8 protein-coding genes and 3 pseudogenes are annotated in these 12,707 nt (G+C 74.0%); 7 read left to right on the plus strand and 4 right to left on the minus strand.

Annotated features, from left to right (window positions below):
• Positions 1 to 215: 215 nt before the first annotated feature.
• The gene (locus tag ABZV31_RS33525) at positions 216 to 554 is read right to left on the minus strand and encodes a YnfA family protein (protein ID WP_355900635.1); all 339 of its coding nucleotides are present in this window, start codon (positions 552 to 554) and stop codon (positions 216 to 218) included.
• A 144-nt stretch (positions 555 to 698) separates the two neighbouring features.
• Here ABZV31_RS33525 and ABZV31_RS33530 point away from each other — a divergent pair, with 144 nt between their 5' ends.
• Entirely contained in the window at positions 699 to 1,163 is a 465-nt protein-coding gene (locus tag ABZV31_RS33530; RefSeq protein WP_355900636.1) for a hypothetical protein, read from the plus strand.
• Positions 1,164 to 1,184: 21 nt separating this feature from the next.
• Here ABZV31_RS33530 and ABZV31_RS33535 read toward each other — a convergent pair whose 3' ends face one another.
• Positions 1,185 to 2,129 carry a LysR family transcriptional regulator gene (locus ABZV31_RS33535; protein WP_355900637.1) on the minus strand — a complete coding sequence of 315 codons (945 nt, stop codon included), beginning with the start codon at positions 2,127 to 2,129 and terminating at the stop codon, positions 1,185 to 1,187.
• Between the two features lie 137 nt (positions 2,130 to 2,266).
• On the opposite strand from ABZV31_RS33535, the pseudogene ABZV31_RS33540 reads away from it, so the two are divergent.
• Positions 2,267 to 3,481: pseudogene (locus tag ABZV31_RS33540) on the plus strand (MFS transporter); the annotation flags it as partial.
• Positions 3,482 to 3,741: 260 nt separating this feature from the next.
• Here ABZV31_RS33540 and ABZV31_RS33545 read toward each other — a convergent pair.
• Positions 3,742 to 4,580, minus strand: a pseudogene (locus ABZV31_RS33545) (helix-turn-helix transcriptional regulator).
• A gap of 86 nt (positions 4,581 to 4,666) precedes the next feature.
• Between ABZV31_RS33545 and ABZV31_RS33550 the strand changes: the two are divergent.
• From ABZV31_RS33550 to ABZV31_RS33570, 5 genes and pseudogenes are all read left to right on the plus strand, one after another.
• Positions 4,667 to 5,480 (plus strand): annotated as a pseudogene (locus tag ABZV31_RS33550) (glucose 1-dehydrogenase).
• Between the two features lie 397 nt (positions 5,481 to 5,877).
• Positions 5,878 to 6,615, plus strand: coding sequence for a response regulator transcription factor (locus ABZV31_RS33555; RefSeq protein ID WP_355900638.1), 738 nt, complete (start codon positions 5,878 to 5,880; stop codon positions 6,613 to 6,615).
• Positions 6,616 to 8,091, plus strand: a complete 1,476-nt coding sequence (locus tag ABZV31_RS33560) for a HAMP domain-containing sensor histidine kinase (RefSeq protein ID WP_355900639.1) — start codon at positions 6,616 to 6,618, stop codon at positions 8,089 to 8,091.
• A 78-nt stretch (positions 8,092 to 8,169) separates the two neighbouring features.
• Positions 8,170 to 9,000: a GNAT family N-acetyltransferase gene (locus tag ABZV31_RS33565; protein ID WP_355900640.1), complete on the plus strand. Its 831-nt coding sequence runs from the start codon at positions 8,170 to 8,172 to the stop codon at positions 8,998 to 9,000.
• Positions 8,925 to 10,190: an ArgE/DapE family deacylase gene (locus tag ABZV31_RS33570; RefSeq protein WP_355900641.1), complete on the plus strand. Its 1,266-nt coding sequence runs from the start codon at positions 8,925 to 8,927 to the stop codon at positions 10,188 to 10,190. The genes ABZV31_RS33565 and ABZV31_RS33570 overlap by 76 nt, the downstream gene beginning before the upstream one ends.
• Positions 10,191 to 10,521: 331 nt before the next feature.
• Here ABZV31_RS33570 and ABZV31_RS33575 read toward each other — a convergent pair whose 3' ends face one another.
• Positions 10,522 to 12,336 carry a phosphatidylglycerol lysyltransferase domain-containing protein gene (locus ABZV31_RS33575; RefSeq protein ID WP_355900642.1) on the minus strand — a complete coding sequence of 605 codons (1,815 nt, stop codon included), beginning with the start codon at positions 12,334 to 12,336 and terminating at the stop codon, positions 10,522 to 10,524.
• Positions 12,337 to 12,707: the final 371 nt, after the last annotated feature.

Raw genomic sequence — 12,707 nt, forward strand, 5'->3', positions numbered from 1 at the left:
GGGCTGCGGCGGTTCGATCCTGCCAAGGGTAGGTGACGGGGGCGGGCGTTCGATTGGGCCTTCCGGGCCGTGATACGGGGATGGCCGCCGTGATACGGGGACGGCCGTCGTGATACGGGATGGCCACTCGTGATACGGGATGGCCACTCGTGATACGGGATGACCACTCGTGATACGGGATGGCCGCCGGGCCGGGCCGTCCGCCCCGCGACCCGTCAGCCGCCGCCCCTCGGCGCCCACATGATCACGGCCATTCCGGCGAGGCAGATCAGCGCGCCGGTCACGTCCCAGCGGTCGGGCCGGTAGCCGTCCGCGACGACGCCCCACAGGAGCGAACCGGCGACGAAGATCCCGCCGTACGCGGCGAGGATGCGGCCGAAGTGGGCGTCCGGCTGGAAGGTGGCGACGAAGCCGTACGCGCCGAGCGCGAGGACGCCGCCGACTGCCCACAGCCAGCCGCGGTGTTCGCGCACGCCCTGCCAGACCAGCCAGGCGCCGCCGATCTCGAACAGCGCGGCGACGACGAAGAGCGCGGCGGAGCGGAGGATCAGCATGCGGGCAGCTTCGCACGCAGAGTGCGCGCCACCCGCGTCCGGTGTCACCTGGTCCGGTGTCACCTGATGGACGGCGCCTGCGGGCCGCCCCCGGTGGGATACATGCGTTAGGACGTGGGCCGAGCGGCAGTGCGGAGTGGTGGCATGGGCAAGGTGCGGGTTATCGCGGTGTGGGGCGCCGCGGTCGTGGCGGTCGTCGCGTCGGCTCCGGGCGCCGGGGCGGTCGGCCCGGAGCCCGACCTGGCGTACCACGGGGAGGCGTCCATGGCCGCCGGTCGCGTGGACGTCCGGTTCACAGCGCTCCATCACGGCCATTCGGCGGGTTTGGAGGCGACCGTGCGGCTGAGCTGGTCGGTACCGCTCGCGGACCGGCAGTCGCTGCCCGGCATGTGCGCCCGCTCGGGGCCGCAGACGGTGGTGTGCCGGACGGGGGCGCTGCCGGCGGACGGGTGGGGCGAGCGGATCGCGCTCTCCGTGCGGCTGCGCGGTAAGCCGTCCGAGGTGACGCTGCAGCTCGACACGGTGTGGAACGGTGCGGCGGACCGCAACCGGGCCAACCACCAGCAGCGGGTGCTCGTGCTGGACACCGGGGACACGTACCGCTTCTGAGCCAGGTCCGGCCGGTGCGGCTCACGGCGGGGTGGACCGCCGCGCCCACGCGGGTGCCCAGACCCCGGCACGGCGCCGGCCGCGGTGGGTGGAGTCGAGGTAGTCGCGGAGCGCGGTGAGCGCGGGGTGGGGGTTGTCGCGGCGCCGGAGCAGGGAGTGCGGGTAGACCGGTGTCGGGTCGTGCAGGGGGATGCGTCGCAGGTCGTAGTCGGCGGGCCACAGGACGCGGGTCTGCTCGCCGACGAAGGTCGCCAGGGCCGGGGAGTCGGCGAGTACGTCCGGGAGGGGCTCGGTGCCGAAGTGGGGGCCGACCACGTCGATGGTCAGCCCGAACGCGGCGGCGAGGTCGGCGTAGTAGGCGGCCCACTCGGTGTTGGGGACGATCTCGGGCATCCAGATCCGGTGCCCGACGAGCTCGGCGGGCGTGACGGCGCGGGCGTCGGCGAAGGCGTGGCCCGGTCCGGTGAGGAGCTGGAGGGGCTCGTCGAGGACGGGGGTGGCCTCGACGTCGTCGGGGAGCTGCCGGCCGGGCATGGTGACGGCGCGGAAGGACGCGTCGATCGCGCCGGAGCGGACGGCGGCTACGGCCGCGTCGGCGTCGTGGAGGGTCACGACGTCGAGTTCGGTGCCGGGGTGGGCGCGGTGGAAGTCGCGCAGCAGGGCCGCCGGCGCGAGCTTCCGGCCGATGACGTCGACGCGCAGCGCGCGCCGGCCGGGCCGTACGGAGGCGGCCGCCCGCTCCGCGGCCCCGAGCAGTTCGCGGGCGTGGGGCAGGAACGCCTGCCCGTCGACGGTGAGCCGGGCGCCGCGCGCGGTCCGGGTGAACAGCCGCACCCCGAGGTCCTTCTCCAGCGCGGCGATGCGCTTGGAGACGGCCTGCTGGGTGATCGACAGGTCGGCGGCGGCGTCCTGGAACCGTCCCGCGTCCGCGACGGCGACGAAGGTACGCACGGCATTGAGGTCCACGTCGTTCGACCCTAACCACACAACCGTCGGTTGTGGCTCGGTCATCCGGGCGGTTGTTTGATCCGCGGGGCCGCTGCTCGCTTGGATGGCACCGGTCGGCAACGGGTGGTCCGGGCGGGCGGTGAGGAGGTGCGGGCTTGGCGGCGCGGCGGGTGCTGGGGCGGCGGTTCGGGTGGCTGTGGGCGGCGTACGCGGTCAGTACGTTCGGGTCGCGGCTGGCGTTCGACGCCTTCCCCCTGATCGCGGTCCTGGTGCTGCACGCCGGGTCGGCCCAGGTGTCGGCGCTGGCGGCCGCGGGGCTTGCGGTGGGCGCGGTGGTGGCGGTGCCGCTCGGTCCCTGGGTGGAGTTCCGCCGCAAGCGGCCGGTGATGGTCGCGATGGACCTGGTCCGGTGCGCCGCGTTGCTGAGCGTTCCCGCCGCGTTCGCGCTCGGCCGGCTCGGCTTCGCCCAGCTGCTGGTGGTGTCGGTGGTCGTCGCCGCGGCCGACATCGCCTTCGGCGCGGCGAGCGGCGCCTACCTGAAGACCCTCGTCCGGCCCGAGGACCTGCTGGTCGCGAACGGCAGGTTCGAGTCCACGACCTGGACCGCGACCGTCCTCGGTCCGCCGGCCGGCGGGGCCGCGATCGGGCTGTTCGGCCCGGTGGCGACCGTGGCGGCCGATGCGGTCAGCTACCTGCTGTCGGCCCTGGGGATCCGTGCGATCGGCGGGCCGGAGCCGCGCCCCGAGCGCACCGGGGCGCCCGCGCGGCTGCGGGCCGACGACCTGCTCGACGGGTGGCGGTTCATCCTGGCCCACCCGGCCCTGCGCCCCCTGTTCTTCAACACGGTCCTGGTCAACGGCCTGATCATGGCGGTCTCGCCGCTGCTCGCCGTGCTGATGCTCGGCCGCCTCGGGTTCGCGCCCTGGCAGTACGGCCTCGCCTTCGCCGTGCCCTGTGTCGGCGGCCTGGTCGGGTCACGGCTGGCCCGCCGACTCGTCGCCCGGTTCGGGCAGCGCAGGGTCCTGCTCACCGCCGGGACGCTGCGTGCCTGCTGGTCGGTCGGGCTGGCCTTCGTCCGCCCCGGCGTGAGGGGACTCGTGCTCGTGATGGCGGTGGAGCTCGGGCTGATCACCTGCATGGGCGTGTTCAACCCGGTGTTCGCCACCTACCGGCTGGAGCAGACCGCCGGGGACCGGGTCGCCCGCATCCTGTCCTCGTGGTCGGTCACCGGCAAGGCCACCATCGCGGCCCTGACCGCCCTGTGGGGCCTGCTGGCCGGCCTCGCCGGCCCCCGCACGGCGATCGGGATCGCCGGTCTGCTCCTCCTGACGACCCCGCTCCTGCTGCCGAGGCACGGGCACGGGCACGCACCGCAGCGCGAGCCGGAGCCGGAGCCGGGGCCGGGGCCCGAGCCGGGGCCCGAGCCGGAGCCGGGGCCGGGGCCCGAGCCGGGGCCCAAGTCCGAGCCCGAGCCAGCCATCGACCCCGCCCAGCTCTCGGCGTCGTACCGCTCCCGTGCTACGGCCGGGCGCGCCCGGCTGCCGTTCTGGGGAATTCCCGGTCGAGCGAGCCCTGGTGGTGGTCGATGTGCCACGTACACACGTACAGCTGGAATGCGGCCTGGCGTGGCTCAGCGGGTCACATCCATGCGCTGCGTGCCGACGACCGACAACAGCCGCAGCGCCTCCTCGGACGGTGAGCCGGGGGCGGCGGTGTAGATCACGACCCGCTGGTCCCGGTCGGTGATGTCGAGGACGTCGCAGTTGACGCTGACCGGGCCGACCAGCGGGTGCTGGAGGGTCTTGCACAGGGTGGGCTCGGCGCACACGTCGTGGGAGGCCCGTGAACTCCTCGCTTCCGGCGAGGAGTTCACCCACCAGCTCGGTCACCTCGGGATCGTCGGGGTAACGGGCGGCGGTGGCGCGCAGGTGCCGGGCCGAGGTGCGGGCGAACGCGTCTGCGTCCGACAGCCCGTACAACCGCCGCCCCTGCGGGTGCGGCCCGAGGAAGACACGGCGCACAAGGTTGCGGTCGCGCCGCGACAGGGCGGAGAAGTCCTCCATGAGGGCGGCCGCCAGATCATTCCAGGCGATCACCTCATACGTCGCGGACATCACGATCGCGGCGGCCTGCGGCAGCCGGTGCAGCAGGTCGAGGATGCTCTGCCGCACCTCGCGCGAGGGCCCGGGCGGAGGGCGGTGCGCCGGCGAGGTGGTGGAGGTGGTCGCGCTCGGCGTCCGACAGGCGCAGGGCCCGGGCCAGCCCGGCCAGCACCTCGCGCGACGGCGCGGGCCACGGGCCTGCTCCAGCCGCGTGTAGTACTCGGTCGAGATGAACGCCAGCTGCGCCGCCTCCTCGCGGCGCAGCCCGTGGGGTGCGGCGGCGCGGCCCGGCGGGCAGCCCCACGTCGGCAGGGGTGATTCGCTCGCGCCTGCTGCGCAGGAAGTCGGCCAGTTCTCGTCTGTCCACACCCCAGTGTGCGCGGGTGCTGCGGAGCCTATCCAGGTACCGCCGGTGCCTGGATAGGCTCTATGGCCGGACGCAGGCTCGCTGCCATGCACAACACACCGACCACCGACACACCGACCACCGACACATCCACCCCCGCAGCCCTGGGCCTGCTGGCCGGCAAGGTCGCCTTCATCACCGGTGCCGGTCGCGGTATCGGCGCCGCAGCGGCGCGGCTGTTCGCACGGGAGGGCGCCCGGGTGCTGCTCGCGGCCCGGACGGAGGCCCAGTTGAAGGCGGTGACTGAGGAGGTCCGGGCAGCGGGCGGCATCGCGGACTACCTGGTGTGCGATCTGGCCGACGCGGCCAGGGTGCGCGCCGCCGTCGACCACGCCGTGGACCTGTATGGCCGGCTCGACGTCGCCTTCAACAACGGCGCGACGATCGTGCCGCCCGGCCCGATGGACCAGGTGCAGGAGGCCGACTTCGACTACGTCTACGCCGTGAACCTCAAGGGCCCGTGGCTGGCCATGGTCGCCGAGGTCGCCGCCATCCGGGCTACCGCCGGGACGGGGGCCATCGTCAAACTCCAGCGTCGGCAGCCTGATGGGCAACCCCGAGCTGCCCGCCTACGGTGCGATGAAGCGGGCGGTCAACAGCCTCACCGAGTCGGCCGCCGTCACCTACGGCCCGGAAGGCATTCGCGTCAACGCCATCGCCCCCGGCACCACGCTGACCGAGATGATCCGTGCCTGGGACGCGGATTCGCCCGGTATCGTCGAGCGACTCAACGCGCAGACCCCGCTGCGCCGCGCGGCCGACCCCGACGAAATCGACCAGGCCGCCGCCTGGCTCCTCAGCGACCGCTCCTCCTACGTGACCGGCACGGTCCTCCGGGTAGACGGCGGCATGCGGGCCTGAGCCGGGGATGCCGCCGCGTCATCTTCAGCACAGACTCCGATGCTGTAAGGCGTCCACCAGCCTGCCTCACTCCTCCTGCTCGTCCGCATCGGCTTCGGCCGGGTCACGCAGGGGGCGCAGCCTGCCACTGGCGGGCTGGGAGGCACGGAAGCTGTAGCGACCTAGGTGTTCTGGCCGTTCGAACAACAGCTGGCTGCACTGCGGGCGTGACCGCGCCGGGTTCGCCCACTGACAGCGACTTCTCAGCGCCGGCCGGCATCAGACAGCCGTCCGACGGTGAGAGGACGGTAGGCAGACCCTCCCGGTTGCCCGGGGGACGGTGAGAGCCCGGTAAAAAGGGTGATCGTAGGCCCGCTCGCCCCGGTCACACTGCCGGAGGCCTTGGCAAACTGGACGCGTGCCTCAGACTGTGCTGCTCGCCGAAGACGACCGCGCCATCCGCCATGCCCTGGAGCGGGCCCTGACCCTGGAGGGCTACGAGGTGACGGCGGTGGCCGACGGCGTCGAGGCGCTCGCGCAGGCCCACAAGAACCCGCCGGACGTCCTCGTCCTGGACGTGATGATGCCGGGCATCGACGGGCTGCAGGTGTGCCGGGTCCTGCGCGCCGAGGGCGACCGCACCCCGATCCTCATGCTCACCGCCCTCGTGGAGACCGCCGACCGCGTCGCCGGCCTGGACGCCGGCGCCGACGACTACGTCGTCAAGCCGTTCGACGTCGAGGAGGTCTTCGCCCGCCTGCGCGCCCTGCTGCGCCGCACCAGCCCGGTCGGCGTCAACGCGGGCGGCAACGGCGACTCCGGCGAGGTGGCCACGAAGGAGCCGCAGGCCCCGGAGCGGCAGATCGAGGCGGCCGGCATCCGCATGGACCTCCAGGCCCGCCGCGTGTGGCGCGGCAAGCGGGAGCTGGAGCTGACCCGCACCGAGTTCGAGCTGCTGGAGCTGCTGGTCCGCAACGCCGGCATCGTCCTCGACCACTCCACCATCTACGACCGCATCTGGGGCTACGACTTCGGCCCCGGCTCCAAGAACCTCGCCGTCTACGTCGGCTACCTGCGCCGCAAGCTCGACGAGCCGGACGCGCCGCAGCTGATCCACACCGTCCGCGGCGTCGGTTACGTGCTGCGGGAGGACTGAGTGAGCCGCCTCGCGCGGCTGCCGGCCCGACCCCGGCCCCGGCTGTCGTCGCTGCGGACCACGTTCGCGGTGTCGTTCGCCGTGGTGACCGCCGTCGTCACCATCCTGGTCGGCATCCTGTCCTACAACGCCGCGGCCCGGCTGGTGCGCGTGGACCAGCAGTCGGTGTTCACGCAGGTCGTGCAGGACGTGCAGGACGAGGTGCGGCGCTACGACCGGATGCCCGCCGACTTCTCCTCCTCCCGCCCCGGGCACGAGGTCGTCCGGCCCAGCCGCACCGACGTCCAGGTGCTCGGCGACCGGGGCCAGATCGTCGACCACGGCAGCCCCGAGCTGCCGGTCACCGCGCGGGACCGGGCCGTCGCGGCCGCCGACACGGCCGGGAAGACCGTCGAGTACAAGGACGTCGTCGTCTCCGAGGACGTGTACCGCATCGCGACCGTCGCGCTCGGCGACGGGCGCGGCGCCGTGCAGGTCGCCCAGGAGTTCAGCGACACCGAGGACCTGCTGCGGGCGCTCCAGCAGCGGACGCTGATCGTGATGGGCGCCGTGGTGATCGCGGCGGGCCTGTGCGGCTGGTGGCTCGCGCGGCGCATCACGCGTCGGCTGGTGATGCTCACCTCCGCCGCCGAGGACGTCGCCCGCACCCGGCAGCTGGGCATCGAGGTGCCCGTCACCGGCTACGACGAGGTGGGCCGCCTCGGCCGCTCCTTCGACCGCATGCTGGGCCGCCTCGCCCAGTCCGAGGAGGATCAGCGCCGCCTGGTCCAGGACGCGGGCCACGAACTCCGTACGCCACTCACCTCCCTGCGGACCAACATCTCCCTGCTGCGCCGCATCGACGAACTCCCGCCCGCCACCCGCGAGGAACTGGTCGCCGACCTCACCCAGGAGGCCCGCGAGCTCACCGACCTGGTCAACGAGCTGGTCGACCTCGCGGCCGGCCAGTCCGACACCGAGCCGCCGCAGCAGGTCGACCTCGCCGACATCGCCGAGGACGTCGCGGGCCTCGCCCGGCGCCGTACCGGACGCGACATCGTGGTCCGCGCCAGCGGCGACACGACGACCGAGGGCCGCCCGGGCATGCTCCAGCGCGCCCTTTCCAACCTGGTGGAGAATGCGGCGAAGTTCGACCGGGACGGCAAGGCGCCCATCGAGATCGTCGTCACCGGCCCCGCCCGCCCCGGAACGGTCCGCGTCGAGGTCCTCGACCGGGGGCCCGGCATCGCCGAGGGCGACCTGATCCGCATCTTCGACCGCTTCTACCGCGCCGCCGACGCCCGCTCCCTGCCCGGCTCCGGCCTCGGCCTGTCCATCGTGCGCGAAGTGGCCATGGCCCACGGGGGCGCACCGTTCGCGTTCCGGCGGGACGGGGGCGGGTCCGTGATCGGGTTCACGGTGGGCGCGGAGCGCGGTCATCACGGGGGTCATCACGACGGCGGGGGCACGGCGAATGGGTCACGCACAGGCATCTGAGGGGCGACACGGCGGTCCCGGTGGGGGTCTCTTGTGGGGCGTGATGGTCGCGGCGGGGGTTCCGGTGAGGGGCACCTCGTGTGGGCCGCGCAGGTCCGGGCCGACGGCCGGCCGGGCCCGGGCGTACGCGTCTTCCAGCACGGGTCGGCCACGGCCGTGGCGAGCCCCGCGCTGTCCGGGCGGGACCGGATCGCGGTCGCGGGGGAAACCCAGGACGCCCTGCCCCTCGTACGCGAGGTACTGCGGCAGGTCGGACCGACGTACCGGCCCTTCGGTGACGCGCGGCTGATCGACGCCCTGGTGCGGGGTATCGACGGGCTCGAGCCGGGCGCGCGGTCCTTCTGCTGGATGGAGACGGTGACCCCGCCCGAACCCCCAGCGGCCGTCGACTGGCTGGACGAGCGGGGCGAAAAGGAGGCGCGGGCGCTCTTCGACCTGTACTTTCCCGACTCCTACGCGCAGCCGGGGCGGGCGGGGGTGCGCCGGTGGGCGGGCGCGTACGAGGCCGAGGGCGGCCGGTTGCTCGCGGTGGCCGCGGACGCCTGGTCCGGCGCCGGATGCGGGTTCATGGCCGGGGTCGTCACACATCCGCGGGCCCGCGGCCGGGGGCTGGGAGCGGCCGTGTCCCGGTTCGTCGTGAACGCGCTCGTACGGCAAGTACGGACGGGCCGCCCTGATGGTGGACTTCCACAACGCGCCCGCGGTCGGGGCGTACGAGCGGGCCGGGATGCGCAGACATCTGTTCGGGGCGGCGGGGGTGGCCCGATGATCTGGGTGGCAGGACCGCCTGCCGATGACTCACTTCCGTGCCCCCGACGACAAGGAGCCACCCCGTGCCGAGTGATGAGGAGGCCGCCGCCCTCGCGGAGATCGACGAGGCGGGCGTCGCCCGGACGCTGCTGGAACTGATCGCGATCCCCAGCGTGACCGGCAGCCCCGCCGAGTCGGAGATCCAGCACCATCTGGCCGGGCGGCTGGAGCGGCTCGGCCTCGACGTCGACCTGTGGTCCATGGACCTGCCGGCACTGTTCGCCCACCCCGACTTCCCCGGCGCGGAGACGCCGCGCGACGAGGCGTGGGGCCTGGTGGGCACCTCGGAGGACGGCGGCGACGGGCCCACGCTCATCCTCCAGGGCCACGTCGATGTCGTACCGCCCGGGGACCTCGCGGCCTGGGACGGTGACCCGTTCGTACCGCGGGTGACCGGCGACGTCGTGTACGGGCGCGGGGCGTGCGACATGAAGGCCGGGCTGGTCGCGCATCTCGCCGCGCTGGAGGCGATACGCGCGGCCGGGGTGCGGCTGCGCGGCCGGGTCGCCGCGCACTTCGTGGTCGGCGAGGAGGACGGCGGACTCGGCGCTTTCGGCACCCTCCAGCGGGGGTACGGAGGTGACGCCTGCGTCATCACCGAGCCGACCGCCGGCACGCTGATCACCGCCAACGCGGGCGCCCTGACCTTCCGCATCGCCGTGCCCGGCAAGGCGGCGCACGCCAGCTCGCGGGACGCGGGTGTCAGCGCGATCGACGCGTACCTGCCGCTGCACCGGGCGCTGGCCGAGCTGGAGGCGGCCCGGAACGCCGACCCGTCGCCGCTCATGGCCGAGTATCCGATCCCGTACGCCCTGTCGGTCGGCACCCTGCACGCGGGCGACTGGGCGAGCAGCGTACCGGATCTGCTGGTCGCGGAGGGGCGGTTGGGCGTACGGCTGGGGGAGGACCCGGCGGACGCGCGCGCCGAGCTGGAGCGGTGCGTGGCCGAGGCCTGCGCGGCCGACCCGTGGCTGCGCGACCGTCCGGCGAGCGTGAGCTGGCCCGGCGGGCAGTTCGCGAGCGGCCGGCTGCCGGAAGGGCACTCGCTGCGGGACGCGGTACGGGATGCGCACGCCGACGCCGTCGGAGGCCCGCGGCTGCGGGAGCGCGGGGCCCCGTACGGCAGCGACCTCAGGCTGTACACCGCGGCCGGGATACCGACGCTGCAGTTCGGGCCTGGGGACGTGCGGGTGGCGCACAGCGCGCGGGAGCACGTCTCCGTGCGCGAGGTGGTGGAGGTGGCGCGGACGCTGGTGCTGACAGTGCTGCGGACGGTGGGGACGAAGTGACCGCCGTGCCCGTCCGCGGGGAGGACAGGGAGGAGGTGAGCGGCCTGCCCGTTCGCAGGGAGGACAAGGTGGTGGTGAGCGGCCGCGCCCGTCCGCAGGGGGGTGGTGAGCGGCCGCGCCCGTCCGCAGGGGGGAGGTGGGCGGCCCCGCCCGTCCGCAGGGGGGAGGTGGGCGGCCCCGCCCGTCCGCAGGGGGGAGGTGATCGGTCCGCCCGTCCGCAGGGGGCCGAGGTGAGCGGCCCGTCCGCAGGGGGGAGGTGATCGGTCCGCCCGTCCGCAGGGGGCCGAGGTGAGCGGCCCGTCCGCAGGGGGCGAGGTGAGCGGTCCGCTCGTCAGCGGGCGGAGTCGACCGCCTTGTCGGCCTCCGGGGCGGACGCCCGCCCGCGTCGCGTGAAGGACGGCAGCGCGGGCGGCGTGAGGAAGCCCTCGGCACGGGCGCTGGCGATGCCGATGCGCGGGATGTCGCTGCTCTTGGCGAAGAGCAGGAAGCGGGGCTCCCAGACGGGCCGGTACTTGGCGTTGGCGCGGTAGAGGGACTCGATCTGCCACCACCGGGAGAAGAAGGTGAGCACCGAGCGCCACAGCCGCAGCACCGGCCCCGCACCGAGCCGCGCCCCGCGCTCGAAGACCGACCGGAACATCGCGAAGTTCAGCGACACCCGCCGCACGCCGAACTCCTCGGCGCGCAGCAGCAGTTCGACGACCATGAACTCCATCAGGCCGTTCTCGCAGGCGCGGTCGCGCCGCATCAGGTCCAGCGACAGCCCGTGCTCACCCCAGGGCACGAAGCTCAGCAGCGCCCTCGGCACCCCGTCGGCGTCCCGGCACTCCAGCATCACGCAGCGGCCGTCGGCCGGATCGCCGAGCCGCCCGAGGGCCATGGAGAAGCCGCGCTCGGTCGCGCCGTCGCGCCACTGGTCGGCCCGGTCGACGAGCAGCGCCATCTCGTCGTCGGGAATGTCCTCGTGCCGGCGGATGCACACCGTGTAGCCGGCCCGGCGGACGCGGTTGTGCGCCTGCCGTACGACGCGCATGGCCCGCCCCTCGAGGCTGAAGTCGGCGACTTCCACGATGGCCTCGTCGCCCAGCTCCAGGGCGTCCAGGCCGTGCCGGGCGTAGATCGTGCCGGCCTCCTCGCTCGCGCCCATGACGGCGGGCGCCCAGGCGTGGCGGCGGGCCTCGGCGAGCCAGGCGTCAATGGCGCCGGGCCACGCCTCCGGGTCGCCGATCGGGTCGCCGGAGGCCAGACTGACGCCGCCGACCACGCGGTAGGTGATGGCGGCCTTGCCGGTCGGGGAGAAGATGGCGGCCTTGTCACGACGCAGCGCGAAGTAGCCGAGGGAGTCCCGCTCGCCGTGCCGGTCGAGCAGCTCCCGCAGGCGCTTCTCGTCCTCCTCGCCGAGCAGGGCACGGCCGCGGGGCGAGCGGAAGCAGGCGTACAGCACGAGCAGGAAGGTCGCCGCCATCAGGATGTTGATGGTGATGTCCACCCAGCGGGGCGCGTGCACGGCGTCGAGGCGGTCGGCGAGCGGGCCGACGCTGACGCCGCGCAGCAGGGTGTAGGCGATCTTGTCGGTCAGGGAGGCGCCGGGCACCTTGTTGGTGGCGTCGACGAGCAGCGTGCCGAGGGTGCCGCTGACCAGGATGCCGCCCACGCCCACGGCGAGGGCCAGCTTGGGGTTGGAGCGGTCCCCGATGGCGTAGAACTCGCGCCGGCCGATCAGCAGGGCGGCCACGAACAGGCCGGTGAGTCCGGCGGAGAGCCAGTTGAAGAGGTGGTCGCGGTAGGGGTCCTGGGTCAGGGCGAGGGCGTACAGCGCGAAGAGGGGGCCGGCGAGCAGCAGGTTGAACACCCAGGCGGCGCGTTTCCTGCGCCGCATCACCACGGCGAGGAACAGCGCGAGCGCCGCCGAGACCAGGCCGGCGGTGGCCAGGTACGGCGTGAAGAACTGACCGGCGTTGTGTTCGTGGACCTCCTCGCGGAACGGCAGCGAGAGAACCGCCACGATGTTGAGCACCGCGAGCAGCCGCAGGTACCACACGGTGGCCGCGGCGGCCCGGGCCCGAACCCGCGGTCCGGGGGAAGGGCGCGCGGAACCACGGGAACTGCGCTGTGAGGGAATGAGAAGCGACTGCTGTGCGGGCATGGGTGACACGTCACCTTGGAGCGGGGCCGGTGGCACCGGCGCGGGCGGGGACGGAACGGGCAGCCGGGGCGGGCGGTCCCGCCGCACACCCTCGTACGCTGACCCTACGTTTTGTAGGGTAACGGAGGCCGGACAGGCTGTCCGCCGCCGCGCTCCGGGAAAGGGTAAGAAACGGGGGTGCGGGCGCTTACTCGCCGGGCCGCGGGCGCGAGCGCGAGCGCGGGCGCTTACTCGCCTGGCCGCGAGCGGGGGGCGCTTACTCGCCGGGCCGCGGGCGGGGGGCGCTTACTCGCCGGGCCGCGGGCGGGGGGCGCTTACTCGCCGGGCCGCGGGCGGGGGGCGCTTACTCGCCGGGCCGCGGGCGGGGGGCG

Source organism: Streptomyces sp. NPDC005202, assembly GCF_040608235.1.
Taxonomy (GTDB): domain Bacteria; phylum Actinomycetota; class Actinomycetes; order Streptomycetales; family Streptomycetaceae; genus Streptomyces.

What these genes read in the sequence shown, in the direction of transcription:
- ABZV31_RS33525 (WP_355900635.1), bottom strand. Translation starts at nt 554, where the DNA reads ATGCTGATCCTCCGCTCCGCCGCGCTCTTCGTCGTCGCCGCGCTGTTC.
- ABZV31_RS33530 (WP_355900636.1), top strand. Translation starts at nt 699, where the DNA reads ATGGGCAAGGTGCGGGTTATCGCGGTGTGGGGCGCCGCGGTCGTGGCG.
- ABZV31_RS33575 (WP_355900642.1), bottom strand. Translation starts at nt 12,336, where the DNA reads ATGCCCGCACAGCAGTCGCTTCTCATTCCCTCACAGCGCAGTTCCCGT.